The following is a 25652-nucleotide window of genomic DNA, read 5'->3' on the forward strand; positions in this document are numbered from 1 at the left end:
GCGAATCAGTTGATCTTGAAACGCAGGCGCAGGCCGCGCAAACCGAAGCTGACCCAAGGCCAGAGCAAGGCACTGACCAAGGCCGGCAGCACCAGTGCCAGGGTCGGCTGGCGATTGCCGGTCAGCGCGCTGAGCCACAGCTGTACCAATTGCGCCAGGCCGAAGATCACCAGGATCACCAGGCACTGTTGCCACATCGGGAACATCCGCAAGCGCTGCTGCAGCGACAGCACCAGGAAGGTAATCAAGGTCAGGATCAGCGCGTTCTGCCCCAGCAGCGTCCCATAGAGCACGTCTTCGGCCAGCCCCAGGCACCAGGCGGTGACCATGCCGACCTTGTGTGGCAGCGCCAGCGCCCAGAAGGCCAGCAACAAGGCCAGCCACAACGGGCGAAGGATTTCCATGAATTGCGGCAGCGGCGAAACGCTGAGCAACAGGCCGAGGGCGAAGGTCAACCAGACTATCCAGCCGTTACCGGAGTGGGTACTGCTCATTCTTCTCGTGCTCCCCTGGTGGCGGGCGTGGCGACGGGCGCTCTGACGGCGGGTCGCGCCGGTTGGGCCGGTTGGGCCGCTGGTGCATGAGTGGTCGGTGCACGAGCGGCGGGCTTGGCCGGTGTCGCGACGGGCGTTGCAGGCGCAGCCGACCTGGCAGGCGTAGCGGTGGGCGCAGCAGCCGGCGTGGTTGCCGGGGCAGGCGTAGCCGGCGTGGACACGGATGGGGTCGGCGTTGCAGCGGGTACGGATGCGCCAGTGCCGGGGGCGGTTGCCTCGCCTCCCTGCCGGTCCTGGGCTTCCTGGGCCACGGCGGCGTCGTTGGCGCGCTCTTCAGGCGTGCGGTTGTCGCTGAACACCAGCAGCAGGTAACGGCTGCGGTTCAATGCGGCGGTCGGCACCGCACGGACAATGGCGAATGGCTGGCCGGAGTCATGGATCACTTCCTTGACCGTCGCCACCGGATAGCCGGCCGGGAAGCGCTGGCCGAGGCCGGAGCTGACCAGGAGGTCGCCTTCCTTGATATCGGCAGTGTCGGCCACATGCCGCAGTTCCAGGCGTTCCGGGTTGCCGGTGCCGCTGGCAATCGCCCGCAAGCCGTTGCGGTTCACCTGCACGGGGATGCTGTGGGTGGTATCGGTCAACAGCAGCACGCGAGACGTGTAGGGCATCAACTCCACCACCTGGCCCATCAGGCCGCGGGCGTCGAGCACCGGTTGGCCGAGGACCACACCGTCGCGCTCACCCTTGTTGATGACGATCCGGTGGGTAAACGGGTTGGGGTCCATGCCGATCAACTCGGCCACTTCGACCTTTTCGTTGACCAGCGCAGAGGAATTGAGCAACTCGCGCAACCGCACGTTCTGCTCGGTGAGGGCCGCCAGCTTCTGCAGGCGCCCCTGCAACAGCAGGTTCTCGGTCTTGAGTTTTTCGTTTTCGGCGACCAGCTCGGTCCGGCTGCCAAACTGGCTGGCCACACCTTGCCACAGCCGTTGCGGCAGGTCGGTGATCCAATAGGATTCCATCAGGACCAGCGACATCTGGCTGCGCACTGGCTTGAGCAGTGTGAAGCGGGCATCGACCACCATCAGCGCGACCGATAGCACGGCCAGCACCAGCAGGCGCACGCCCAACGAGGGGCCCTTGGCAAAAAGCGGTTTAATAAGCCGCTCCTCCCAGGCAAATGTTCTCTTTATTCATACGGCATCAAACCGGCCTGGATACGAATGACAGAAGATAAACGCCAACGGGCAGCACTGCAAAGTGCTGCCCGGAAGCGAACAACAGGGACCCGGCGAGACTTATTCGCTGGAGAGCAGGTCCATGGTGTGTTTGTCCATCATTTCCAGGGCACGACCACCGCCACGGGCAACGCAGGTCAACGGATCTTCGGCAACGATCACCGGCAGACCGGTTTCCTGGGCCAGCAACTTGTCGAGGTCACGCAGCAACGCGCCACCACCGGTCAGCACCAGGCCGCGCTCGGCGATGTCCGATGCCAGTTCCGGCGGCGACTGCTCCAGGGCGCTCTTCACCGCCTGGACGATGGTCGCCAGGGACTCTTGCAGCGCTTCCAGCACTTCGTTGGAGTTCAGGGTGAATGCGCGAGGAACGCCTTCGGCCAGGTTACGGCCACGAACGTCGACTTCACGGACTTCACCGCCCGGGTAGGCCGTGCCGATTTCCTGCTTGATGCGCTCGGCAGTGGATTCGCCGATCAGGCTGCCGTAGTTGCGGCGCACGTAGGTGATGATCGCTTCGTCGAAACGGTCGCCGCCCACACGTACGGATTCGGCATAGACCACACCGTTGAGGGAGATCAGCGCGATCTCGGTGGTGCCGCCACCGATGTCGACGACCATCGAGCCACGGGCTTCTTCCACCGGCAGGCCGGCACCGATGGCTGCGGCCATCGGCTCTTCGATCAGGAACACCTCGCGGGCACCGGCACCAAGGGCCGATTCACGGATGGCACGACGCTCCACCTGGGTGGACTTGCATGGAACGCAGATCAGCACGCGAGGGCTGGGCTGCAGGAAACTGTTTTCGTGAACCTTGTTGATGAAGTACTGCAGCATCTTCTCGCAGACGCTGAAGTCGGCGATCACGCCGTCCTTCATCGGACGAATGGCCGCGATGTTGCCCGGTGTACGGCCCAGCATGCGCTTGGCTTCGGTACCAACAGCCACGACACTTTTCTGGTTACCGTGGGTGCGGATGGCCACGACCGAGGGTTCATTCAGGACGATACCGCGCTCGCGCACGTAAATAAGGGTGTTGGCAGTGCCCAGGTCAATGGAAAGATCGCTGGAAAACATGCCACGCAGTTTCTTGAACATGGGAAAGGGACCCTAGGCAACGCGTGGGTAAAAAAGTGCGGCAAACTCTAACAACGACAGGGATTTTGGGCAAGGCGCCAATATGTTAAATTGGCCGCTTTTCTGTGCACCAAACCCTACAATCGCGGCCAATGCCCTGTTGTGACACAGGGCACTGGACCTTAGAAATGCGGTAGTGTTCCGACAATCTAACACACGGACAGACTGCGTCCGTTCTGTTTTCCACTGGAGAATCCCATGGCGCTTGAACGCTCCGACGTGGAAAAAATCGCTCATCTGGCCTGCCTGGGCCTCAATGAAGCCGATCTTCCACACATCACTTCTGCCCTGAACAGCATTCTGGGGCTGGTCGACGAGATGCAGGCGGTCAATACCGACGGTATCGAACCACTGGCCCACCCACTGGAAGCCAGCCAGCGCCTGCGCGCCGACGTCGTGACCGAAGCCGATAACCGCGAGGCCTACCAGTCCATCGCGCCAGCGGTCGAAAACGGCCTGTACCTGGTTCCGAAAGTCATCGACTAAAGGGAAAGAGCCTCTCATGCATCACATGACACTGGCCGAGATCGCCCGCGGACTCGCCGACAAAAAGTTTTCCTCCGAAGAGCTGACCAAGGCCCTGCTGACGCGCATCGCCCAGTTCGACCCGCAGCTCAACAGTTTTATCAGCGTGACCGAAGACCTGGCCCTTAGCCAGGCCAAGGCGGCCGACGCCCGCCGTGCCAACGGTGAAGCCGGCGCCCTGCTCGGCGCGCCGATTGCCCACAAGGACCTGTTCTGCACCCAGGGCGTGCGCACCAGCTGCGGCTCGAAGATGCTCGACAACTTCAAGGCGCCTTACGACGCCACCGTGGTCGCCAAGCTGGCCGCCGCCGGCGCCGTGACCCTGGGCAAGACCAACATGGACGAATTCGCCATGGGTTCGGCCAACGAGTCGAGCCACTACGGCGCCGTGAAAAACCCCTGGAACCTGGAACACGTGCCGGGCGGTTCGTCCGGCGGCTCCGCCGCTGCCGTGGCCGCGCGCCTGTTGCCGGCCGCTACCGCCACCGACACCGGCGGCTCGATTCGCCAGCCCGCGGCGTTCACCAACCTCACCGGCCTCAAGCCCACCTACGGTCGTGTGTCGCGCTGGGGCATGATTGCCTACGCCTCCAGCCTCGACCAGGGCGGCCCCTTGGCGCGCACCGCCGAAGACTGCGCGCTGCTGCTGCAAGGCATGGCCGGCTTCGACCCGAACGACTCCACCAGCATCGATGAACCGGTGCCGGACTACAGCGCCAGCCTCAACGGCTCGCTGCAAGGCCTGCGCATCGGCGTGCCGAAGGAGTACTTCGGTGCCGGCCTCGACCCACGCATCGCCGACCTGATCCACAACAGCGTCAAGGAACTGGAAAAGCTCGGCGCCGTGGTCAAGGAAATCAGCCTGCCAAACATGCAGCACGCCATCCCCGCGTACTACGTGATCGCCCCGGCGGAAGCCTCCTCGAACCTGTCGCGCTTCGATGGCGTGCGCTTCGGCTATCGCTGCGAAAACCCGGAAAACCTGATCGACCTGTACAAGCGCTCCCGTGGCGAAGGCTTCGGCGCCGAAGTGCAACGGCGGATCATGGTCGGGACCTACGCGTTGTCCGCGGGCTACTACGACGCCTACTACCTCAAGGCGCAGAAAATCCGTCGCCTGGTGAAGAACGACTTCATGGCCGCCTTCAACGAGGTCGACATCATCCTCGGCCCGACCACGCCGAACCCGGCCTGGAAACTCGGCGCCAAGAACAGCGACCCGGTCGCTGCCTACCTGGAAGACGTCTACACCATCACCGCCAACCTCGCCGGTTTGCCGGGCCTGTCCATGCCGGCCGGTTTCGTCGATGGCCTGCCGGTGGGCGTGCAGTTGCTCGCACCATATTTCCAGGAAGGCCGCCTGCTCAATGTGGCTCACCAGTATCAGTTGAACACTGACTGGCACACCCGCACCCCAACCGGCTTCTGAGGAGAAACACATGCAATGGGAAGTCGTGATCGGGCTGGAGATTCATACCCAGCTCACCACCCGGTCGAAAATCTTTTCCGGCAGTTCCACCACGTTCGGCTCCGAGCCCAACACCCAGGCCAGCCTGGTCGACCTGGGCATGCCCGGCGTGCTGCCGGTGCTCAATGCCGAGGCGGTGCGGATGGCGGTGATGTTCGGCCTGGCGATTGACGCCGAGATCGGCCAGCACAACGTGTTCGCCCGCAAGAACTACTTCTACCCGGACCTGCCCAAGGGCTACCAGATCAGCCAGATGGAGCTGCCAATCGTCGGCAAGGGCCACCTGGACATCGCCCTGGAAGACGGTACGGTCAAGCGTGTCGGCATCACCCGGGCGCACCTAGAAGAAGACGCCGGCAAGAGCCTGCACGAAGAGTTCAACGGCGCCACCGGCATCGACCTGAACCGTGCCGGCACGCCGCTGCTGGAAATCGTCTCCGAACCGGACATGCGCAGCGCCAAGGAAGCCGTGGCCTACGTCAAGGCGATCCACGCACTAGTGCGCTACCTGGGCATCTGCGACGGCAACATGGCCGAAGGCTCATTGCGCTGCGACTGCAACGTATCCATCCGGCCCAAGGGCCAGGCGGAATTCGGCACGCGCTGCGAGATCAAGAACGTCAACTCGTTCCGCTTTATCGAGAAGGCGATCAACAGCGAGATCCAGCGCCAGATCGAACTGATCGAGGACGGCGGCAAGGTCATCCAGCAGACCCGCCTCTACGACCCGAACAAGGACGAGACCCGTCCGATGCGCAGCAAGGAAGAAGCCAACGACTACCGTTACTTCCCCGACCCGGACCTGCTGCCGGTGGTCATCGAAGATTCGTTCCTCGATGACGTGCGCGCCACCCTGCCGGAGCTGCCACCGCAGAAACGCGAGCGCTTCCAGGCGCAGTTCGGGCTGTCGAGCTATGACGCCAACGTCCTGGCCACCAGCCGCGAACAAGCCGATTACTTTGAAAAAGTCGTCGGCATCGGCGGCGACGCCAAGCTGGCGGCCAACTGGGTGATGGTCGAACTGGGCAGCCTGCTGAACAAGCAGGGGCTGGAAATCGACGAGTCGCCGGTGTCGGCCGAGCAACTGGGCGGCATGCTGCTGCGGATCAAGGACAACACCATCTCCGGCAAGATCGCCAAGATGGTCTTCGAAGCCATGGCCAATGGCGAAGGCAGCGCCGACGAGATCATCGAGAAGCGCGGCTTGAAGCAAGTCACCGACACCGGCGCCATTTCCGCCGTACTCGATGAAATGCTCGCGGCCAACGCCGAGCAGGTCGAACAGTACCGTGCGGCGGACGAAGCCAAGCGCGGCAAGATGTTCGGCTTCTTCGTCGGCCAGGCCATGAAAGCCTCCAAGGGCAAGGCCAACCCGCAACAGGTCAACGAACTGCTGAAAAGCAAGCTCGAGGGCTGACGGCCATGGGGCCAGTCTTTCAATCTGGCTCCATTCTCCCCTGGGGGAGCGAATCTGTGGGAGCAAAGCTTGCTCGCGATGAAAGCACCTCGATCCGTCAGAAGATTGCGTTATCTTTCATCGCGAGCAAGCTTTGCTCCCACTGGCTCGCGCCCACATTTGTCTCGGACAATCCTTCTATGAAGCGTCTCCTCGGCGCCTGCGCCCTGCTGTCCCTGTTGGCCGGTTGCGCCAGCCAGAGCGGGACGGTCGATCCACACGGCTACGACCAGACAGGCATGGCCTCCTATTACGGCGCCCGGCACCACGGCAAGCGCACCGCCAGCGGCGAGCGCTTCGACCAGCACAGCCTGACTGCCGCCCATCGCCAGTTGCCGTTCGGCACGCGGGTGAAAATCACCAATCTGGGCAACAATGACAGTGTCGTGGTCCGTATCAACGACCGCGGCCCGTATACCCGAGGCCGTCTGATCGACGTGTCCCGTGAAGCCGCCGAGCAATTGGGCATGTTGCGCACCGGCACCGCGCGGGTCCGCGTACAAGCCCTCGACGATTGATAGACGGAGCCCGGCCATTTCCCTACTCGCCGATTTACCGCTGTTCAGCCTGATCGAACTGTTCGGTGGCCTGCTGTTGCTGATCGCCGGCGCCGAGCTGCTGGTGCGGGCCGCTGTCGGCCTGGCGGCGCGCTTGCAAGTACGCCCCCTGATCATCGGCCTGAGCGTCGTCGCCTTCGGCAGCAGCGCGCCACAGATGGCCGTCAGCCTGCAAGCGACCCTGACGCAGAACGCCGACATCGCCGTGGGCAGCGTGATCGGCAGCGGCATCTTCAACATCCTCGTGACCCTCGGCCTGTCGGCGCTGATCATTCCATTGCGGGTCTCGCGCCAACTGGTGCGCCTGGACATCCCCTTGATGATCGGCGCCAGCCTGTTGGTGTTCGTGCTGGCCTGGAACGAAGAGCTGACACGGTTGGACGGCGTGCTGCTGCTGATCGCCCTGGCGGTGTACCTGGGCTTGTTGCTGCGTCAGTCACGGCACTCCGGGCGCCCCCACGCCGTAGCGGTCAAAGTGACACCGGCGTCCTGGCTCAAGAGCCTGTCGATGATTGCAGCGGGCCTGGCGATGCTGATTTTCGCCGGGCATCTGCTGCTGGGCGCGGCAGTGGAAGTCGCCACCGACCTGGGCCTTTCGGAACGCATCATCGGCCTGACCATCGTCGCGGTCAGCACCTCATTGCCGGAGCTTGCCACCTCACTGATCGCCGCTTTGCGGGGTCAGCGCGACATCGCGGTGGGTAACGTGATCGGCAGCAACCTGTTCAACTTGTTGGGGGTCCTCGGGGTAACCGCCCTCATCGCGCCGACGCCGCTTTCGGTTTCGCCGAACGCGCTGGACTTCGACCTGCCGGTGATGCTCGGCGTGGCGGTGCTGTGCCTGCCGGTGTTCTATTCCGGCTATCGGGTCACCCGCGCCGAAGGCTTATTGCTCCTGGGCCTGTACCTGGCCTATGGGCTCCACGTGATGTCGTTCACCACCGGCATGCCCCTGGCTGGCCAACTGGAACGGCTGATGCTGTTCTACGTGCTGCCGGTCCTGCTTGCATTCTTGTTGTTCACCTCCGTGCGCGCCTGGCGCCGCCAACACCACAAGAGGGATTTGCCATGACCGACACTCCAAAGACCGGACTGGACATGCGTCGCCAGGTGATGGGCGACGCGTTCGTCGACCGCGCCCTGGGCAACGCCACCGAATTCACCCAGCCCCTGCAGGACTTCGTCAATGAACATGCCTGGGGCAGCGTCTGGAGCCGCGAAGGTTTGCCATTGAAAACCCGTAGCCTGATCACCCTTGCCGCCCTCACCGCCCTCAAATGCCCGCAGGAACTCAAAGGCCATGTGCGTGGCGCGCTGAACAACGGCTGCACGGTGGAGGAGATTCGCGAAGCGTTGCTGCATTGCGCAGTGTATGCCGGGGTGCCGGCGGCAATCGATGCGTTTCGGGCAGCGCAGGAAGTGATCGAGGCGTATCAGAAGCCGGAGTAAAGCACGGGACTGGGGCTGTATGGACTGGCGCCATCGCGAGCAGGCTCGCTCCCACAGTGGATCGGGTTTGTTCAGAAGGAATACGGTCGAATGTGGGAGCGAGCCTGCTCGCGATTGGACCTCAAGCGCGCCTCAAAAACCTAGATCCACCCACCCCACTGCAACACAAAGATCCCCAGGTTGGTGGTGATCGCCGCCATCAACGTGGTGATGACGATGATCGCCGCGGCCAGTTCATGGTTGCCATCGGCGGCACGGGCCATGACGAAGCTGGCGGCGGCGGTGGGGCTGCCGAAGTACAGGAACAGGATCCCCAATTCCGCCCCGCGAAAGCCCCAGAGCCAGGCGCCCAGGGTGGTCAGCACCGGCAGACCGACCATCTTTACCAGGCTCGAACTCATGGCCATCCGGCCGCTCTTGCGCAGGGCGGCCAGCGACAAGGTGCCACCGATGCAGATCAACGCCAGCGGCAAGGTCATCTGCGCCAGGTACTTGCCTGATGTCTCGAACCAGTTCGGCAGGCCGATCTGCCAGTAGGCGAACGGCGCGGCGATGATCACGCTGATGATCAGCGGGTTGCTGAACACGCTTTTGCAGATGCTCCAAGGGTCGGACTTGATCACCGGGCTGTAGACCGCCAGCACGATGGTCGACAAGGTGTTGTAGAACAGGATTACCAGCGCCGCGAGAATCGCCCCCAGGGAAATCCCGTAGTCGCCATACATGCTCGCCGCCAGCGCCAGGCCGATGACCCCGTTGTTGCCACGAAACGCACCTTGAGTGTAGATGCCGCGATCTTCCCGCGGACAACGCCAGATCGCCCAGCCCCAGGCCATGGCGAAGCTCACCAGGGTGGCGATGGAGAAATAGATCAGCAGGTCCGGCTGCAACGCCGCATGCAGATCGGCATGGAGAATGCCGAGAAACAACAGCGCTGGCATGGTGACGTTGAACACCAGGGACGAGGCGATGTGGATGAAGTTGTCGTTGATCCAATCGATGCGCTTGAGCAACACCCCCAGAAACAGCATGGCAAACACCGGCGCGGTGATGTTCAGGGTTTCGAGGAAAATTGCCAGCATGCCGGGGACCTTGAGAGGAGTGTCGTTAGGTGGCTAATGATAAGCCACTTTCCCACTGATCGTTCCCACGCTCTGCGTGGAAATGCCTCAACGGACGCTCCGCGTTCGGCTCTCGGGACGCGGAGCGTCCCTGGTTGCATTCCCACGCAGAGCGTGGGAACGATCAACGACAACGTCAGATCAGGTAATCGGCGCCGGGTTGAACAAGGTGATGTCGTTGTGCAGCTTGTGCCGTTCCGCCCAGGTCTGCTTCTTGCCACTGGCCACGTCCAGGTAGTAGTGGAACAGCTCCCAGCCCAGCTCCTCGATCGAGGCACGGCCCGTGGCAATCCGGCCGGCGTCGATGTCGATCAGGTCCGGCCAGCGCTGGGCCAGTTCGGTGCGGGTCGAGACCTTCACCACCGGCGCCATGGCCAGACCGTACGGCGTGCCGCGGCCGGTGGTGAACACATGCAGGTTCATCCCCGCCGCCAGTTGCAGCGTACCGCAGACAAAATCGCTGGCCGGCGTGGCGCAGAAGATCAGGCCCTTTTGCTTGAAGCGCTCACCCGGACCGAGCACGCCGCTGATCGCGCTGCTGCCGGACTTGACGATCGAGCCCAGGGACTTTTCGACGATGTTCGACAACCCACCCTTCTTGTTGCCTGGCGTGGTGTTGGCGCTGCGATCCGCTTCGCCCTTGGCCAGGTAACGGTCGTACCAGTCCATCTCGCGCACCAGCTCCTGGGCGACTTCCCGGGTTTGCGCCCGGGAGGTCAGCAAGTAGATGGCATCGCGCACTTCGGTGACTTCGGAAAACATCACCGTCGCCCCGGCGCGCAGCAACAGGTCCGAGGCATAGCCCAGGGCCGGGTTGGCGGTGATGCCGGAAAACGCATCGCTGCCACCGCACTGCATGCCCAGAATCAACTCCGAAGCCGGCACGGTTTCGCGACGACGCTGGTCGAGTTTCTTCAGGCGGATTTCAGCCAGTTCCATGATCTGCTCGATCATCTCGGTGAAACCGTGACTGGAGTCCTGCAGGCGATACAGCCATGGCTCGCTGAGGTCCACCGAGCTGTCGTTCTCGTGCATCACCTGGCCGGCCTGCAATTTCTCGCAACCCAGGCTGATCACCAGCGCTTCGCCACCCAGGTTCGGGTTGCGCGCCAGGTTGCGCACGGTACGGATCGGAATGTACGCATCGGTGGCAGTGATCGCCACGCCGCAGCCGTAGCTGTGGGTCAGCGCCACCACGTCGTCGACATTCGGGTACTTGGGCAGCAATTCATCCTTGATGCGCTTGACCGCATGATCCAGCACCCCGGTCACGCACTGCACCGTGGTGGTGATGCCCAGAATGTTGCGCGTGCCGACGGTACCGTCGGCGTTGCGGTAGCCTTCGAAGGTATGCCCCTCCAGCGGCGCATCGGCCGCCGGCACGTCGGTGGACAGCGGCAGGCTGTCCAGCGGCGGCGCGGTGGGCATGCGCAACTGGTCTTCCTTGACCCAACTGCCACGGGGGATCGGTTGCAACGCGTAGCCAATCACCTGGCCGTAGCGAATCACCTCGCCGCCTTCGGGAATGTCCTGCAGCGTGACCTTGTGGCTCTGAGGCACGAAGTCCACGGTGACCAGGCCGTCCGGGAATTCGGTCCCGGCCGGCACGCCCTGGTCATTGACGACGATCACCACATTGTCCCGCTCGTGCAGGCGGATGTAACGGGGCGAATCGGCATGTTCAATCAGTTGCATCGGTGCCGCTCCTTCAGGATTTGGCTTCAGACAGGCTGGCGAGGTCGGCATCCTTGGACGTAGGTTCCTTGAGTACGACACGCTTGATCGGCCCGACGATCACCAGATAGCTGAACACCGCCACCAAGGCGTTGCAACCGACGAACACCAGTGCCCACTTGAACGAGCCGGTGGCGCTGATGATGTAGCCGATGACGATTGGCGTGGTGATCGACGCCAGGTTGCCGAAGGTGTTGAACAGGCCACCGCTCAAACCGGCGATCTGTTTTGGCGATGTATCGGACACCACGGCCCAACCCAACGCGCCCACGCCTTTACCGAAGAAGGCCAGGGCCATGAAGCCCACCACCATCCATTCGATTTCGACGTAGTTGCAGGCCACGATGCTGCTGGACACCAGCAGGCCGGCGATGATCGGCGCCTTGCGGGCGAAGGTCAGCGAGTGGCCCTTGCGCAGCAGGTAATCGGAAATCACCCCACCCAGGACGCCGCCGATGAAACCGCAGATCGCCGGCAAGGACGCGATGAAACCGGCCTTGAGGATGGTCATGCCGCGCTCCTGGACCAGGTACACCGGAAACCAGGTCAGGAAGAAGTAGGTGATGCCGTTGATGCAGTATTGACCCAGGTATACGCCAAGCATCATGCGGTTGGTGAGCAGTTGGCGGATGTAATCCCATTTCGGACCGTCAGCCTTCTTCTCTTTGCCCTTACCCTTGTCCTGGTCCATGTCGACCATCGCACCGTTGGCGGCGATGTGATTGAACTCGGCTTCGTTGATCATCGGGTGTTGGCGCGGGCTGTGGATCACTTTGAGCCAGATCAGCGAGAACACGATGCCGATCACGCCCATCACGATGAACACGTGCTGCCAGCCGAAACGGTAGACGATCCAGCCCATCAGCGGTGCGAACAACACGGTGGCGAAATATTGCGCCGAGTTGAAAATCGCCGAGGCGGTGCCGCGTTCTGCGGTGGGGAACCAGGCCGCGACGATGCGGGCGTTGCCTGGGAAGGAGGGCGCTTCGGCCAGCCCGACCAGGAAGCGCAGCATGAACAGCGCAACCACGGCGGTGGAGAGGCCGAATTCACCGACGTAGCCTTGCAGCACGGTGAACAGCGACCAGGTAAAGATGCTCAGTGCATAGATTTTTTTCGACCCGAAACGGTCCAGCAGCCAGCCGCCGGGGATCTGCCCGGTCACGTAGGCCCAACCGAATGCGGAGAAGATATAACCGAGGGTGACGGCATCGATGCCGAGGTCTTTTTGCAGGCTCGAGCCTGCGATGGCGATGGTGGCACGGTCGGCGTAGTTGATCGTTGTCACCACGAACAGCATGAGCAGGATCAAATAGCGGACGTGAGTCGGCTTGGTCGCTTGCATGTAACAGTACTCCCACTATTTATTTTTATGCGGGTCAGCAGATTGTACGACCGGGCTGGATAGCCAGCCCGGTCGGTGTTGCGGTTACGAGCCGATGTAGGAGGTCTTCACTACGGTGTAGAACTCCTGCGCGTAGCGACCTTGCTCGCGCGAACCATAGGACGAACCTTTACGCCCGCCGAACGGCACGTGGTAATCCACGCCGGCGGTCGGCAGGTTGACCATCACCATGCCCGCCTGGGAATGGCGCTTGAAGTGGTTGGCATACTTCAGCGACGTGGTGGCGATACCGGCGGACAGACCGAACTCAGTGTCGTTGGCCATCGCCAGCGCCGCCTCGTAGTCGGCCACGCGCACGACGTTGGCCACCGGGCCGAAAATTTCTTCGCGGCTGATGCGCATGGCCGCTTCGCTGTCGGCGAACAGGGTCGGCGCCAGGAAATAGCCTTCGGTGTCGCAGGTCACCAGGCCACCACCGCTGACCAGCCGCGCACCTTCGCTCTGGCCGATGTCGATGTACTTCAGGTCCTGGTTGAGTTGAGCTTCGGAAACCACCGGGCCGATGTCCGTACCCGCCTTCAGGGCATGACCGACCTTGATCGATTGCATGCGTTCGGCCATGGCCGCGACGAACTTGTCGTGGATACCGGCGGTGACGATCAGGCGGCTCGAGGCCGTGCAGCGTTGGCCGGTGGAGTAGAACGCACTCTGCACCGCCAGTTCGACAGCCTGCTTGAGGTCGGCGTCGTCGAGAATGATCTGCGGGTTCTTGCCGCCCATCTCCAACTGCACCTTGGCCTGGCGCGACACGCAACTGACAGCGATCTGCCGGCCCACGCCCACGGAACCGGTGAAGCTGATGCCGTCGACTTTCGGGCTGTTGACCAGGATGTCACCGACCACACGGCCGCTGCCCATCACCAGGTTGAACGCACCGGCCGGGAAACCGGCGCGGGAAATGATTTCCGCCAGGGCCCAGGCACAACCCGGTACCAGCTCGGCAGGCTTGATCACCACACAGTTGCCATAGGCCAGGGCCGGGGCGATTTTCCACGCGGGGATAGCGATCGGGAAGTTCCACGGCGTGATCAAACCGACCACACCCAGGGCTTCACGGGTCACTTCGACGTTGACGCCCGGACGCACCGACGGCACATAGTCGCCGGACAGGCGCAGGCACTCACCGGCGAAGAACTTGAAAATGTTACCGGCGCGGGTCACTTCGCCGATGGCCTCGGGCAGGGTCTTGCCCTCTTCCCGGGCCAGCAGTTGGCCGAGCTCTTCGCGGCGGGCGAGAATCTCGCTGCCCACTTTGTCGAGCGCATCGTGACGAGCCTGGATGCCCGAAGTCGACCAGCCCGGGAACGCGGCGCGGGCGGCTTCGATGGCGGCATTGACTTGAGCTGCGTCAGCCTTGGCATATTCGCCGATGACATCGGACAGGTCAGACGGGTTGATGTTGGTGCAATAGTCGGCACCGGCCACCCACTGACCATTGATGTAGTTATCGAAACGCTTTGCATCTGCCACGGATGCTTCTCCTTACAAATAGCCTGTTTGGTTCCGATCGCTCCCACGCTCAGCGTGGGAATGCCTCAACGGACACTCTGCGTTCGGCTTCTGGGAACGCAGAGCGTCCCTGGCCGCATTCCCACACGCAGCATGGGAACGAGCCGCTGATTGCTCAGCGGCTCGTCGGGTCTGTTACTGCTTGCCTTGCTTGTCGATCAGCGCGGCCAGGGCTTCGTATTCGTCCGGCAGCAGATCGGTCAGCGGCGTGCGCACGGGACCGGCGTCATAGCCGACGATCTTCGCGCCCGCCTTGACGATGCTCACGGCATAACCGGCCTTGCGGTTGCGGATGTCCAGGTACGGCAGGAAGAAGTCATCGATGATCTTGCCGACAGTGGCGTGATCGTCACGGGCGATGGCGTTGTAGAAGTCCATCGCGGTTTTCGGGATGAAGTTGAACACCGCCGAGGAATAGACCGGCACGCCCAGGGCCTTGTAGGCCGCGGCGTAGACTTCAGCGGTCGGCAGGCCGCCCAGGTAGCTGAAGCGATCGCCGAGGCGACGACGGATCGACACCATCAGCTCGATATCGCCCAGGCCGTCCTTGTAGCCGATCAGGTTCGGGCAGCGCTCGGCCAGTTGCTCGAGCTGCACGGCGTTCAGGCGGCAAACGTTGCGGTTGTACACCACTACGCCGATCTTCACCGATTTGCACACCGCTTCAACGTGGGCGGCAACGCCGTCCTGGCTGGCTTCGGTCAGGTAGTGCGGCAGCAGCAACAGGCCTTTGGCACCCAGGCGCTCGGCCTCTTGGGCGTACTCGATGGCCTGGCGAGTCGCACCGCCGACACCGGCGAGGATCGGCACGCTGGTGGCGCAGGTGTCGACAGCCGTCTTGATGACTTGGGAATACTCGCTGGCGGCCAGGGAGAAGAATTCACCGGTGCCACCGGCGGCGAACAGGGCCGAGGCGCCGTACGGGGCCAGCCACTCCAGGCGCTTGATGTAGCTGTCGCGATTGAAATCGCCTTGGGCAGTGAAATCGGTGACCGGGAACGACAGCAGGCCAGACGAGAGGATGGACTTCAGTTCTTGTGGATTCATTATTCGAACACCCTGGGACGCAAAATGTGTATGAGAGAGATAAGCTTCGGCCAGAAGTTGTAGGTCATCGTACAACTTAAAATACGAACGTCAACTGCATTTCGTCATCGAGGAAGGAAAAAGTCCGACGTACCGTTTATCCGCACTGTCGACTCTGACAGTTTCACCTCGGCAGACGATGCCCTAAAACAGCCTGAACGGCCGCGGAGGGCAAACCATGAAGACTCAACATCGATTTCACTACACCCACGAAGCCAAACAACAGACGCTGGATTTCTCCGAGTTCGACCTGCACGTCAACGTAGGCGATCGGGTGGTATTTCCAGGCAGCGACCAGGCGTACGAAGTCATTTACAAGGAATTCCACCTGAACGGCGACGGTAGTGTCGACTATGTCGATTACCAAACAGGCTAGGTTGATGGCGTGCCGTCAGATCCGCCACCCGAGCGCTTTCAAGCCCCACCGCCACGGTCGATCCCTCAAGGAGTGACACTATGAGCACCTATAAAAAGCCTGTTCTCGTCCAGTTCCCGGACGCCGATGAAGTCACCATCGATCTGGCGAGTCTGGGGAGTGGGTTGAAATTCACAGTTCCGGACCTGGATAAGATCGAATACGAGTGGGAAGTCGCTCCGGTACTCGGTTCGGAACCCGTTGAATGGGCTGATCGAAAGGCCCTGGCCAGCTATGACGACGAGGGCAACGCGCAGAAGCTCACCGAACTGGAACTGACCGTGCCCAAGGCCAGGCTGGAAAAGTATCGCGGCCAGGTGGTTGAAGTGCGTTACCGGTATTTCAGCGAGTCCGATGACTATGGCGACGACATGGTTTCGGCACCGGTTCGCTTGAAGGTCAAGTAAGGCTAGTCGGATCATGCCCCGTGCAGGCACATAGGCATGGAGGTAGACACACTCTGTGGCGAGGGGATTTATCCCCGCTGGGCTGCGCAGCAGCCCCATTGCCGCCCACTCAGCTTACCTGCCACACCACGTTGTAGTTGATGGGGCTGCTGCGCAGCCCAACGGGGCGGTGCGACGTTTCGATAAATCCCCTAGCCACAGGGGTTCTCGCGAATCAGCCCTGCGCTTGCGCTTCTTCATGAGCCTGGCGCAGCCGCTCGCGGCTGTTGGTCAGGTGCAGGCGCATGGCGGCACGGGCGGCGTCGGAGTCCTGGCGGGCGATGGCTTCGTAGATTTCCTCGTGTTCGCGGCTCAGGCGGTCCATGTAGTGCTGCTGGTCGTCATGGGCCAGGCGTGCCGAGTTCACCCGTGTACGCGGGATGATGCTGGTGCCCAGGTGGGTCATGATGTCGGTGAAATAACGGTTGCCCGTGGACAGGGCGATTTCCAGATGGAAAGCGAAGTCCGAAGCCACTGCATCGGTGGCGTGGGCCGCACTTTCATTCAGTGCGTCGAGGGCGGCGCGCATCGTCGCCAGTTGCTCGTCGCTGCGGCGCTGGGCTGCGAGCCCGGCGGACTCCACTTCCAGGCTGATGCGCAATTCCAGGATCGCCAGCACATCACGCAAGGTGACCACCGTGGCCGGGTCGATTCGAAAACCGCTCGGGCTGGGGGTGTCCAGCACGAAGGTGCCGATGCCGTGGCGGGTTTCCACCTGGCCGGCCGCCTGCAAGCGGGAAATCGCTTCGCGCACCACGGTGCGGCTGACGCCATGGGCTTCCATGATCGCCGACTCGGTGGGCAATTTGTCGCCACGCTTGAGCAGGCCGTCACGGATCTGCTCGGTCAGCACCGTCACCAACTCCTGCGCCAGGCTGCGGCGCTTACGGGGAAAGCGCGGTACGTCGATCGGGTTTTCCATGGGGCTCTTTCTCGGCAAGCGATTGAATGCACATCATCATAGCGTAACGCGGTTGTATGATCACCGTGTTCCCTGGCGGCCTTCTCAAGGATTCCTGGTCACAACAGTGTCAGACACTGACCATCAGGTGACTACAGCCCGCTCCAGCAGTTGGCCATTTTCGATACGTACATGTCGTGGATGGAATCGTTTCAAGCTGCTTCGGTGGCCGACGCTGACGATGCTCAACCCCGGCAACTGATCGATCAACGCCTGGTACAGCGTCCCCTCATCCTCTTCGTCCATCGCCGAGGTGGCCTCGTCCATGTACAACCACAGCGGCGCGTAGAGCAGTGCGCGGGCGAAGGCCAGGCGTTGTTGCTCGCCGGGCGACAGCATGCGCTGCCAGTGGTTGCTTTCATCCAGGCGCGCGATCAAGTGGGGCAAGCGGCAGGTTTCGAGCACCTGTGCATAACGTTCGTTGGGGTAGACGTCGCCGGGCTGTGGATAACTCAGCACTTCACGCAGGCTGCCGATGGGCAGATAAGGCTTTTGCGGCAGGAACAGGTAACGTGCCGCCGGCAGCACAATACGACCATGGCCGGTGGGCCACAGATGTCCCATCGCCCGTAGCAAGGTGGACTTGCCGCTACCGGAACGGCCGCTGAGCATCACCCGCTCCCCGGCCTCGACGGTCATGTCGGCATCGCTGAGCAGATGACGCCCGTCAGTCAGGTCCAATCCCAGATTGTGCACCTTCAGTTGGTTACCCTGGTTCTGCACGTCGATGGCCGGTACGCGCTCTTCGTTGTCGCTCATGGCCTGGCGGAAACTCAGCAGACGATCGCAGGTGGCGCGCCATGCGGCGAGGTCGGTATAGGCGCTGATGAACCAGCTGAAACTCTCCTGCACGTTACCGAACGCCGAATTGATCTGCATGAGTTCGCCCAGCTGGATCTTGCCGGCGAAATAGCGCGGCGCCGCCACCATGAACGGGAAGATGATCGCGATCTGGCCGTAGCCGGAGGTGAAGAACGTCAAGCGCTTGGACACCCGCATGATGTCCCAGAAGTTCTGCCAGACCAGCCCGAAACGCCCGCTCAGGCGACGGTTTTCGTTGGGCTCGCCGTTGTACAGCGCAATGCTTTCGGCATTCTCCCGCACCCGCACCATGGAAAAACGCAGGTCGGCTTCGAAGCGTTGCTGGTTGTTGTTCAGGCCGATCAGGCGACGGCCGATCAGGTGCGTCAGCCAACTGCCCACCGCCGCGTACACCAGCGCGCACCAGAACATGTAGCCGGGAATCGTATAGCCGAACACTTCGATACTGCCCGACACACCCCACAGGATGATCGAGAACGACACCAGGCTGACCACGTTGCGCAGCAAGCCCAGCCCCAGGCCCAAGGTATTGCTGGTGAAGCTGTTGAGGTCTTCGGAAATCCGCTGGTCCGGGTTATCGGTGTAGCCGCCCTGCTCCAGCTGGTAGTAATTCTTGTTGTCGAGCCAGCGGGCAAAATGCTGCTCGGTCAACCAGGCCCGCCAGCGGATGGTGAGCATCTGGGTGAGGTACAAACGGTACACCGCGCCCAGGATCGCCACCGCCGCGATACCGCAGAAATACAGGATCAACTGCCAGAACGCGACGCTGTTCTTCTCTTGCAGGGCGTTGTAGAAGTCCTTGTACCAACTGTTGAGCCACACCGAAATCGCCACGCTAAACAGCGACAACGCGATGACGGCGATCAACAGCGTCCAGGCCTTGCCTTTCTCCTCACTGCGCCAGTACGGCGTAGTCATGTGCCAGACACGGCGGAAAAACTGCCCGCGCACTGCATCGTTGACCGCGGAATATTCAGCGTTCTGATTCATGTTTAAAGCTCAATAAAGAGAAAGAGTCGGGCCGATCATAGAGCAACGGCCCGCTGTGTCGCGAGGGGGTGGACAGCATCCGTTCAGCACAGGTTCAGCGACGCACGGGCCGCTTCTGCAATTTGCGCTGCAAGGTGCGCCGGTGCATACCCAGGGCGCGGGCAGTGGCGGAAATGTTGCCCTCATGCTCGGTCAGCACCCGCTGGATGTGCTCCCATTGCAGGCGATCCACCGACATCGGGTTTTCAGGCACCAGGGTGTCGAGGTTGGCGTGCTCGGACAGCAGCGCGGCCAGCACATCATCGGCGTCCGCCGGTTTGCACAGGTAATTGCAGGCGCCGCGCTTGATGGCTTCGACCGCCGTGGCGATGCTCGAATAACCGGTGAGGATCACCACGCGCATCTCCGGGTCCAGTTCCAGCAGCTTGGGCAGCAGCACCAGACCCGAATCGCCGTCCATCTTCAAGTCCAGGGCGGCATAGTCCGGCAGGTCGGCCTGGGCGATGATCAGGCCCTCCTCGGCGGAACCGGCGGTGCTCACGCGAAAGCCGCGGCGGGACATCGCCCGGGCCATGACGCGGGTAAACGTGGCGTCATCGTCCACCAGCAACAGGTGCGGCAGTTCTTCGCCGTCGACTTGGATCTCGTCACTCATGTTCGTCTCCTCGGTCGGCATGGGGCAGGCGCAGCTCGGTGAGCGTACCGCCGCTCTCATGGGGGTAGAGTTTCACCGAGCCGCCAGCGCGTGTCACGCTCGCCTTGCTCAAAAACAGGCCCAGGCCGAGGCCTTTGCCCTTGGTGGTATAGAACGGCTTGCCGATCTGCTCGGCGATGGCCAGCGGCACACCGGCACCGTGGTCGCGAATACTGATGATCAATTCGTAGGCATTCCAGTCCAGCGCCACCTCCAGGCCTTCAGGGCAGGCATCGGCAGCGTTGTTCAACAGGTTCAGCAACGCCTGGGTCAAGTCCGGTGGCGGTGCCATGCGCGGCACCGGGCCGTAGCCCAGGCACCGAAAACGATAACTGGCTTCCGGGCGCATCAGGTGCCAACGATTGAGGGCCTCGTCGAGCCAGTCGGTGACGTCCTGCATGTCGATCGCCAGCCGGCGGTTGGCCTCGGCGGCGCGCACCAGGTATTGCAGGGTTTCCTTGCAGAGCTTGACCTGATCCTGCAACACGCTGAGATCGTCCTGCAGCAGCGGGTCGGGATGGTCCTGTTGCATCTCCTTGAGCAGCACGCTCATGGTCGCCAATGGCGTGCCCAGCTCATGGGCGGCGCCGGCGGCCTGGGTCGCCACGGCCAGCAGTTGTTCGTCCCGCAGGCCCTCTTCACGACGGATGGCCCGAAGCTCTTCCTGGCGACGCAACTCCTCGGCCATGCGCGCGGCAAAAAAAGTGATGACCGCCGCGGCCAGGGCGAAACTCAGCCACATGCCGTAGATCTGCAGGTTTTCCCGGGCGATGGGGAAGGTTTCCAGGGGATAGAACCGCGCCAGCAACAAGGTATACAGCGCCAGGGCGATGCCGGAAAGAATCAGCGAATAACGCCACGGCAACGTCACCGCGGCGATGGTCAGCGGCACCAGGTAATAGGACACGAAAGGGTTGGTCGAGCCGCCGGAGAAATACAGCAACGCACTGTGGATAAACAGGTCGCAGGCCAGTTGCACCGCGTACTCCAGCTCCGTCACCGGCCACGAGGCGCGCAGGCGGATGGCCGTCAGCGCACACAACACCGAGGCACACGCCAGGGTAATCGCCAGTTGCAGCCAAGGCAGCGGCAACAGCTGGAACCAATAGGCGAGCCCCACGGACCCGGCCTGGGCCGCAAGGACCAGGATCCGGATGAACGTCAGCCGCCAGAGGTTCTGGCGCGAGGCGGAAGTCATTTGCAAAGGGGCGAGCATGAGCTCTCCTGATGAGCGCTCCAGGCGAATCGCACGGAGTATAACCAAGGCGCGGGTGGCAGCGGCAGCTATGCGGCAAAGCGCCACAGCCCCTGAACGCTACCTATCACCTTGTGGCGAGGGGATTTATCCCCTCGCCACAAGGGTGCGTCACTGACATGCATCTGTATAGAAGTTGTAACTGTGCGAACCACACCGCAAACGCTAGAGTCTTATCGTTCACGCAGGCCCGGACCTTACCCCTGCACATCATCCCAAGGAGCTTTCATGCACACGTTCAGTCGCCCCGCCGCCCTCCTCGCCCTCAGCCTCGGCACCGTCGCCAGCCTGCCGGCCCTGGCCGCCGATGAACTGCACTACAACCAGATCTCCCTGCGCGCCGAAGCCAGCCAGGAAGTGGCCCGTGACCTGATGATCGTCACGCTCTACACCGAAGAGCAAAACACCGACCCGGCCAAACTCGCCGCCGCCGTCAGCACCACCCTGAACAAAGCCATCGACCAGGCCAAGCAAGTCAAGGACATCACCCTGCGCCAGGGCAGCCGCAACAGCTATCCAATCTACGACGGCAAGGGCCAGAAAATCACCGGCTGGCGCGAACGCGCCGAACTGCGCCTGGAAAGTGCCGACTTCGCCGCCCTGTCCAAGCTCACCGGCGAATTGCTGACCGACATGAAAATGGGCGGCATGGACTTCGCCATCTCCACCGCCACCCGCCAGAGCAGCGAAGACGCCCTGCTCAAGGACGCCGTCAACGCCTTCAAGGCCCGCGCCCAACTGGCCACCGAAGCCCTGGGCGGCAAGGGCTACAAAATCGTCAACCTGAACCTCAACACCAACGGTTATCCACAGCCCTACATGCGCGCACCGATGATGATGAAATCTGGGTCCATGGATGCCGAGTCCGTCACGCCAGAAGTGGAAGCGGGCACCAGCAAGGTGAGCATGACGGCGGATGGGGCGATTGAGGTGTTGATGCAGTAAAAGGGCTGACCGAGATATCCAGCCCAGTGACACACTTTGTGGCGAGGGGATTTATCCCCGCTGGGCTGCATAGCAGACCCAACCCTGACACCTCGATGTGTCAGTTTGATTGAGGTCGCTGCCTTTGGGGCTGCTACGCAGCCCAGCGGGGATGAATCCCCTCGCCACAGGACAGCATCCAACCTGCGGCTATGCCCAAAGCCAGGGGTCCTCCTCACTTTTGGATATTTCCCCCTCTCCCGCCCACAACGCTACTCTCCATGAAAACCGTCACCACGCCCCAAGGGATTTCATGGACAGAACCACTTTCCAACCATTGCTGCTCACCCTCGCCCTGATCGGCTGCGCCCCGCTGGCCCAGGCCGCCACTACCCTGGTCTATTGCTCCGAAGCCAGCCCCGCCGGGTTCGATCCCAGCCAGTACACCAGCGGCACCGACTTCGACGCCTCGGCCGAAACCGTCTTCAACCGTCTCACCCAGTTCAAGCGCGGTGGCACCGAAGTCGAGCCGGGGCTGGCAACGAGCTGGGATGTCTCCGCCGATGGCCTGGTCTACACCTTCCACCTGCGCGACGGCGTGAAATTCCACACCACCGACTATTTCACCCCCACCCGCGACTTCAACGCCGACGACGTGGTGTTCACCTTCCAGCGCCTGCTCGATCCGCAGCATCCATTCCGCCAGGCCTACCCGACCGAGTCGCCCTACTTCACCGACATGGGCCTGAACACCACGATCAAGAGCGTCGAGAAAGTCGACGAGCACACCGTGCGCTTCAACCTGAACAACGTCGACGCCGCGTTCGTGCAGAACCTGGCGATGAGTTTCGCCTCCGTGCAGTCCGCCGAATACGCCGCGCAGTTGTTGAAGGAAGGCAAGGCCGGCGACCTCAACCAGAAACCCGTCGGCACCGGCCCGTTCGTGTTCAAGCGCTATCAGAAGGACTCGCAGATCCGTTACGCCGCCAACACGGCCTACTGGAAACCCGAGGACGTGAGGGTCGATAACCTGATCTTCTCCATCACCCCCGACGCCGCTGTGCGCCTGCAAAAACTCAAGCGCAACGAATGCCAGGTCAGCGGCTATCCGCGTCCGGCGGACATCGAAGTGATGGAACAGGACCCGAACCTGCGAGTGCTCAAGCAACCGGGATTCAACCTGGGTTTCCTCGCCTACAACGTCACGCACCCGCCCCTGGACCAGCTCAAGGTCCGCCAGGCGCTGGACATGGCCATCGATAAACCGGCGATCATCAAAGCGGTGTACCAGAGCGCCGGGCAACTGGCCCAGAACGCCTTGCCACCGGCCCAGTGGTCATTCGACCCGGCCATCAAGGATGCGCCCCACGACGTGACCAAGGCCAAGGCGCTACTCAAGGAAGCCGGGGTGGCGCCAGGTACCACCCTCAATTTATGGGCAATGACGGTGCAACGTGCCTCCAACCCCAACGCGCGGATGTCGGCGCAGATGATCCAGCAGGATTGGGCGAAAATCGGCATCAAGGCCAACATCGTCAGCTACGAGTGGGGCGAGTACATCAAGCGCGCCAAGAATGGTGAACACGACGCAATGATCTACGGCTGGACCGGCGACAACGGCGATCCGGACAACTGGCTTGGCGTGCTCTACAGCTGCGCGGCGGTCAAGGGCAGCAATTACGCCAAGTGGTGCGACCCGGCCTACGACAAGCTGGTCCAGCAAGCCAAGGTCTCGACCGACCGCCAACAACGGATCGATCTGTACCGGCAGGCGCAAAAAATTCTCAAGCAACAGGTGCCCATCACGCCGATTGCCAACTCCACGGTGTTCCAGCCGATAAACAAAAAAGTCGTGGATTTCAAACTCAGCCCGTTTGGCCTTACACCCTTCTACGGCGTGGGTTTGCAACAGTAAAACCCGCCCCAACCCGGTGCGCCACAAGCCCGTGGCGCACTGATTGAAGGCACGATTTGCACCAAAAAAACCGGCGCAAACGATCAACTGCGTCAGAAGTTACACAGATGCGACATTAAGGTACGTTCGTGCCACTGTTTCAGATTTGGAACCGCTCTGGATCTTGCATTGGGTATGGGCCCTGCATAAGTATCCGCAGGACGACTCACGAGGTCGCCCTCAAATCCAAAAATGACAACAAATCATGAGGCCAACATGCTTAAACACGCGGTCATTCCGTTTTTAGTCGGCGCAAGCCTATTAGCCAGCGCTCCCTTCGCCCAAGCGGCGGCTAACCTGGTGTTCTGCTCCGAGGGCAGCCCGGCCGGTTTCGACCCGGGTCAATACACCACCGGAACCGACTTCGACGCCTCAGCCGAGACCATCTTCAACCGTCTGACCCAGTTCGAACGTGGCGGTACCGCCGTGATCCCGGGCCTGGCGACCAAGTGGGACATTTCCGAAGATGGCTTGACCTACACCTTCCATCTGCGCGAAGGCGTCAAGTTCCATACGACCCCGTACTTCAAGCCGACCCGTACCTTCAACGCCGACGACGTGCTGTTCACGTTCAACCGCATGATCAACAAGGACGATCCGTTCCGTAAGGCGTACCCGACCGAATTCCCGTACTTCACCGACATGGGCATGGACACCAACATCGCCAAGGTCGAGAAGCTCGACGACAAGACCGTCAAGTTCACCCTCAATGCCGTGGATGCCGCGTTCATCCAGAACATGGCGATGCACTTCGCGTCCATCCAGTCCGCCGAATACGCCGCCCAGTTGCTCAAGGAAGGCAAGCCTTCCGACATCAACCAGAAGCCGATCGGCACCGGCCCGTTCGTGTTCAAGAGCTACCAGAAAGACTCCAACATCCGCTTCACCGGCAACAAGGAATACTGGCTTCCGGAAGACGTGAAGATCGATAACCTGATCTTCGCCATCACCACCGACCCGTCGGTGCGTATCCAGAAGCTGAAGAAGAACGAATGCCAGGTCACCCTCTTCCCGCGCCCTGCCGATCTGCAGGCCATCCGTGAAGACAAGAACCTGAAGATGCCGGACCAGCCGGGCTTCAACCTGGGCTACATCGCCTACAACGTGATGGACAAGATCAAGGGCAGCGACCAGCCCAACCCGATGGCCCAGTTGAAAGTGCGCCAGGCGCTGGACATGGCCGTCAACAAGCAGCAGATCATCGACTCGGTGTACCAGGGCGCCGGCCAACTGGCAGTCAACGCCATGCCGCCGACCCAGTGGTCCTACGACACCACCATCAAGGATGCTGGGTACAACCCTGAGAAAGCTAAGCAACTGCTCAAGGAAGCGGGCATCAAGGAAGGTACCGAGATCAACCTGTGGGCGATGCCGGTCCAGCGCCCGTACAACCCCAACGCCAAGCTGATGGCTGAAATGCTGCAGTCCGACTGGGCCAAGATCGGCATCAAGGCCAAGATCGTCACCTACGAGTGGGGCGAGTACATCAAGCGCTCCAAGGGCGGTGAGAACGGCGCGATGCTGATCGGCTGGAGCGGCGACAACGGTGACCCGGACAACTGGCTCAACGTGCTGTTCGGTTGCGACTCGCTGCAGGGCAACAACTTCTCCAAGTGGTGCGACAAGAAGTTCGACGACATCGTCAAGCAGGCCAAGCGCACTTCGGACCAGTCCAAGCGCACCGAGCTGTACAAGCAGGCGCAACACATCCTCAAGGATGCTGTGCCGATGACACCTATCGCTCACTCGACGGTGTTCCAACCCATGCGCACCAATGTGCAGGATTTCAAGATCAGCCCATTCGGCTTGAACTCCTTCTACGGTGTCAGCGTCAGCAACTAAGGTATTCAACGGCGACGTCTTCTGACGGCGCCGTTGTTTTATCTGCCAAGACCCAGGAAATCGCCTACCTCCAAAAACATCTGCGCAGCACGGCAGTTGGTTGAGGACGTACAGCCCTTTCTCACAAGTCTTTCAGGCGTTATGCATTGACTGCCAGACCCACGGCC

The 25652-nt window shown here is 61.8% G+C and carries 23 protein-coding genes; 11 read left to right on the plus strand and 12 right to left on the minus strand.

Features of this window, described 5'->3' with window-relative positions; translation table 11 throughout:
- Positions 1 to 5: 5 nt before the first annotated feature.
- From mreD to mreB, 3 genes are all read right to left on the minus strand, one after another.
- Entirely contained in the window at positions 6 to 494 is a 489-nt protein-coding gene (mreD, locus tag CGA22_RS10125) for a rod shape-determining protein MreD (RefSeq protein WP_041024434.1), read from the minus strand.
- The gene (mreC, locus tag CGA22_RS10130) at positions 491 to 1621 is read right to left on the minus strand and encodes a rod shape-determining protein MreC (protein ID WP_052435197.1); all 1131 of its coding nucleotides are present in this window, start codon (positions 1619 to 1621) and stop codon (positions 491 to 493) included. The genes mreD and mreC overlap by 4 nt, the downstream gene beginning before the upstream one ends.
- A 174-nt stretch (positions 1622 to 1795) precedes the next feature.
- Positions 1796 to 2833, minus strand: a complete 1038-nt coding sequence (mreB, locus tag CGA22_RS10135) for a rod shape-determining protein MreB (protein WP_002555108.1) — start codon at positions 2831 to 2833, stop codon at positions 1796 to 1798.
- A gap of 237 nt (positions 2834 to 3070) precedes the next feature.
- Here mreB and gatC point away from each other — a divergent pair, with 237 nt between their 5' ends.
- The 6 genes from gatC to CGA22_RS10165 all read left to right on the plus strand — a co-directional run bounded on the left by gatC (position 3071) and on the right by CGA22_RS10165 (position 8327).
- A complete protein-coding gene (gatC, locus tag CGA22_RS10140; protein WP_041024436.1) occupies positions 3071 to 3358 on the plus strand; it encodes an Asp-tRNA(Asn)/Glu-tRNA(Gln) amidotransferase subunit GatC in 288 nt (95 codons plus the stop codon).
- 16 nt (positions 3359 to 3374) lie between these two features.
- Entirely contained in the window at positions 3375 to 4826 is a 1452-nt protein-coding gene (gene gatA, locus CGA22_RS10145; protein WP_041024437.1) for an Asp-tRNA(Asn)/Glu-tRNA(Gln) amidotransferase subunit GatA, read from the plus strand.
- A 10-nt stretch (positions 4827 to 4836) separates the two neighbouring features.
- Entirely contained in the window at positions 4837 to 6282 is a 1446-nt protein-coding gene (gatB, locus tag CGA22_RS10150) for an Asp-tRNA(Asn)/Glu-tRNA(Gln) amidotransferase subunit GatB (protein ID WP_041024438.1), read from the plus strand.
- Positions 6283 to 6461: 179 nt separating this feature from the next.
- Positions 6462 to 6839 carry a septal ring lytic transglycosylase RlpA family protein gene (locus tag CGA22_RS10155; RefSeq protein ID WP_041024439.1) on the plus strand — a complete coding sequence of 126 codons (378 nt, stop codon included), beginning with the start codon at positions 6462 to 6464 and terminating at the stop codon, positions 6837 to 6839.
- A gap of 49 nt (positions 6840 to 6888) precedes the next feature.
- On the plus strand, positions 6889 to 7950 hold the full coding sequence (locus CGA22_RS10160; protein WP_041024446.1) for a calcium/sodium antiporter: 1062 nt from the start codon (positions 6889 to 6891) through the stop codon (positions 7948 to 7950).
- On the plus strand, positions 7947 to 8327 hold the full coding sequence (locus tag CGA22_RS10165; protein WP_041024440.1) for a carboxymuconolactone decarboxylase family protein: 381 nt from the start codon (positions 7947 to 7949) through the stop codon (positions 8325 to 8327). The genes CGA22_RS10160 and CGA22_RS10165 overlap by 4 nt, the downstream gene beginning before the upstream one ends.
- A gap of 140 nt (positions 8328 to 8467) precedes the next feature.
- On the opposite strand, the gene CGA22_RS10170 is transcribed toward CGA22_RS10165, so the two are convergent.
- The 5 genes from CGA22_RS10170 to kdgD all read right to left on the minus strand — a co-directional run bounded on the left by CGA22_RS10170 (position 8468) and on the right by kdgD (position 15143).
- Positions 8468 to 9409 carry an AEC family transporter gene (locus tag CGA22_RS10170; protein ID WP_041024441.1) on the minus strand — a complete coding sequence of 314 codons (942 nt, stop codon included), beginning with the start codon at positions 9407 to 9409 and terminating at the stop codon, positions 8468 to 8470.
- A 180-nt stretch (positions 9410 to 9589) separates the two neighbouring features.
- The gene (gene garD, locus CGA22_RS10175) at positions 9590 to 11143 is read right to left on the minus strand and encodes a galactarate dehydratase (RefSeq protein ID WP_041024442.1); all 1554 of its coding nucleotides are present in this window, start codon (positions 11141 to 11143) and stop codon (positions 9590 to 9592) included.
- 13 nt (positions 11144 to 11156) lie between these two features.
- A complete protein-coding gene (locus CGA22_RS10180) occupies positions 11157 to 12527 on the minus strand; it encodes an MFS transporter (RefSeq protein WP_041024443.1) in 1371 nt (456 codons plus the stop codon).
- A gap of 84 nt (positions 12528 to 12611) precedes the next feature.
- On the minus strand, positions 12612 to 14057 hold the full coding sequence (locus CGA22_RS10185; protein ID WP_188258560.1) for an aldehyde dehydrogenase family protein: 1446 nt from the start codon (positions 14055 to 14057) through the stop codon (positions 12612 to 12614).
- Between the two features lie 174 nt (positions 14058 to 14231).
- Positions 14232 to 15143: a 5-dehydro-4-deoxyglucarate dehydratase gene (kdgD, locus tag CGA22_RS10190; protein WP_041022062.1), complete on the minus strand. Its 912-nt coding sequence runs from the start codon at positions 15141 to 15143 to the stop codon at positions 14232 to 14234.
- A gap of 217 nt (positions 15144 to 15360) precedes the next feature.
- Between kdgD and CGA22_RS10195 the strand changes: the two genes are divergently transcribed.
- Together CGA22_RS10195 and CGA22_RS10200 are read left to right on the plus strand one after the other, a co-directional pair.
- A complete protein-coding gene (locus tag CGA22_RS10195) occupies positions 15361 to 15558 on the plus strand; it encodes a hypothetical protein (protein WP_041022063.1) in 198 nt (65 codons plus the stop codon).
- Between the two features lie 80 nt (positions 15559 to 15638).
- A complete protein-coding gene (locus CGA22_RS10200) occupies positions 15639 to 16004 on the plus strand; it encodes a hypothetical protein (RefSeq protein WP_052435111.1) in 366 nt (121 codons plus the stop codon).
- Between the two features lie 214 nt (positions 16005 to 16218).
- Here the strand turns inward: CGA22_RS10200 and CGA22_RS10205 are convergent, their stop codons facing one another.
- The 4 genes from CGA22_RS10205 to CGA22_RS10220 form a co-directional block, all read right to left on the minus strand.
- On the minus strand, positions 16219 to 16965 hold the full coding sequence (locus CGA22_RS10205) for a FadR/GntR family transcriptional regulator (RefSeq protein ID WP_041020795.1): 747 nt from the start codon (positions 16963 to 16965) through the stop codon (positions 16219 to 16221).
- A 123-nt stretch (positions 16966 to 17088) separates the two neighbouring features.
- Positions 17089 to 18816 (minus strand): ABC transporter ATP-binding protein/permease, encoded by a 1728-nt coding sequence (locus CGA22_RS10210; protein ID WP_041020796.1) that lies wholly within the window; start codon positions 18814 to 18816, stop codon positions 17089 to 17091.
- A 94-nt stretch (positions 18817 to 18910) separates the two neighbouring features.
- A complete protein-coding gene (locus tag CGA22_RS10215) occupies positions 18911 to 19471 on the minus strand; it encodes a response regulator transcription factor (RefSeq protein WP_041020797.1) in 561 nt (186 codons plus the stop codon).
- Complete coding sequence (locus CGA22_RS10220; protein WP_188258561.1) at positions 19464 to 20726, minus strand: ATP-binding protein; 1263 nt, start codon at positions 20724 to 20726, stop codon at positions 19464 to 19466. The genes CGA22_RS10215 and CGA22_RS10220 overlap by 8 nt, the downstream gene beginning before the upstream one ends.
- A gap of 267 nt (positions 20727 to 20993) precedes the next feature.
- Between CGA22_RS10220 and CGA22_RS10225 the strand changes: the two genes are divergently transcribed.
- The 3 genes from CGA22_RS10225 to CGA22_RS10235 all read left to right on the plus strand — a co-directional run bounded on the left by CGA22_RS10225 (position 20994) and on the right by CGA22_RS10235 (position 25485).
- Positions 20994 to 21710 (plus strand): SIMPL domain-containing protein, encoded by a 717-nt coding sequence (locus tag CGA22_RS10225; protein WP_041020799.1) that lies wholly within the window; start codon positions 20994 to 20996, stop codon positions 21708 to 21710.
- A gap of 292 nt (positions 21711 to 22002) precedes the next feature.
- Positions 22003 to 23604 carry an ABC transporter substrate-binding protein gene (locus CGA22_RS10230; RefSeq protein WP_188258562.1) on the plus strand — a complete coding sequence of 534 codons (1602 nt, stop codon included), beginning with the start codon at positions 22003 to 22005 and terminating at the stop codon, positions 23602 to 23604.
- 255 nt (positions 23605 to 23859) lie between these two features.
- The gene (locus CGA22_RS10235) at positions 23860 to 25485 is read left to right on the plus strand and encodes an ABC transporter substrate-binding protein (RefSeq protein WP_041023575.1); all 1626 of its coding nucleotides are present in this window, start codon (positions 23860 to 23862) and stop codon (positions 25483 to 25485) included.
- The last annotated feature ends 167 nt before the right edge of the window (positions 25486 to 25652 follow it).

Origin of the sequence: Pseudomonas sp. PSB18 (assembly GCF_014596565.1) — a bacterium.
In the GTDB taxonomy this organism is placed as follows: Bacteria; Pseudomonadota; Gammaproteobacteria; order Pseudomonadales; family Pseudomonadaceae; genus Aquipseudomonas.

Coding starts and splice junctions, on each gene's coding strand:
- CGA22_RS10215 (WP_041020797.1), bottom strand. CDS start 19,471: ATGAGTGACGAGATCCAAGTCGACGGCGAAGAACTGCCGCACCTGTTG.
- CGA22_RS10195 (WP_041022063.1), top strand. CDS start 15,361: ATGAAGACTCAACATCGATTTCACTACACCCACGAAGCCAAACAACAG.
- CGA22_RS10200 (WP_052435111.1), top strand. CDS start 15,639: ATGAGCACCTATAAAAAGCCTGTTCTCGTCCAGTTCCCGGACGCCGAT.
- CGA22_RS10170 (WP_041024441.1), bottom strand. CDS start 9,409: ATGCTGGCAATTTTCCTCGAAACCCTGAACATCACCGCGCCGGTGTTT.
- CGA22_RS10155 (WP_041024439.1), top strand. CDS start 6,462: ATGAAGCGTCTCCTCGGCGCCTGCGCCCTGCTGTCCCTGTTGGCCGGT.
- mreD (WP_041024434.1), bottom strand. CDS start 494: ATGAGCAGTACCCACTCCGGTAACGGCTGGATAGTCTGGTTGACCTTC.
- CGA22_RS10220 (WP_188258561.1), bottom strand. CDS start 20,726: ATGCTCGCCCCTTTGCAAATGACTTCCGCCTCGCGCCAGAACCTCTGG.
- gatB (WP_041024438.1), top strand. CDS start 4,837: ATGCAATGGGAAGTCGTGATCGGGCTGGAGATTCATACCCAGCTCACC.
- CGA22_RS10165 (WP_041024440.1), top strand. CDS start 7,947: ATGACCGACACTCCAAAGACCGGACTGGACATGCGTCGCCAGGTGATG.
- CGA22_RS10225 (WP_041020799.1), top strand. CDS start 20,994: ATGCACACGTTCAGTCGCCCCGCCGCCCTCCTCGCCCTCAGCCTCGGC.
- gatC (WP_041024436.1), top strand. CDS start 3,071: ATGGCGCTTGAACGCTCCGACGTGGAAAAAATCGCTCATCTGGCCTGC.
- kdgD (WP_041022062.1), bottom strand. CDS start 15,143: ATGAATCCACAAGAACTGAAGTCCATCCTCTCGTCTGGCCTGCTGTCG.
- CGA22_RS10210 (WP_041020796.1), bottom strand. CDS start 18,816: ATGAATCAGAACGCTGAATATTCCGCGGTCAACGATGCAGTGCGCGGG.
- mreB (WP_002555108.1), bottom strand. CDS start 2,833: ATGTTCAAGAAACTGCGTGGCATGTTTTCCAGCGATCTTTCCATTGAC.
- CGA22_RS10235 (WP_041023575.1), top strand. CDS start 23,860: ATGCTTAAACACGCGGTCATTCCGTTTTTAGTCGGCGCAAGCCTATTA.
- CGA22_RS10180 (WP_041024443.1), bottom strand. CDS start 12,527: ATGCAAGCGACCAAGCCGACTCACGTCCGCTATTTGATCCTGCTCATG.
- gatA (WP_041024437.1), top strand. CDS start 3,375: ATGCATCACATGACACTGGCCGAGATCGCCCGCGGACTCGCCGACAAA.
- CGA22_RS10205 (WP_041020795.1), bottom strand. CDS start 16,965: ATGGAAAACCCGATCGACGTACCGCGCTTTCCCCGTAAGCGCCGCAGC.
- garD (WP_041024442.1), bottom strand. CDS start 11,143: ATGCAACTGATTGAACATGCCGATTCGCCCCGTTACATCCGCCTGCAC.
- CGA22_RS10230 (WP_188258562.1), top strand. CDS start 22,003: ATGGACAGAACCACTTTCCAACCATTGCTGCTCACCCTCGCCCTGATC.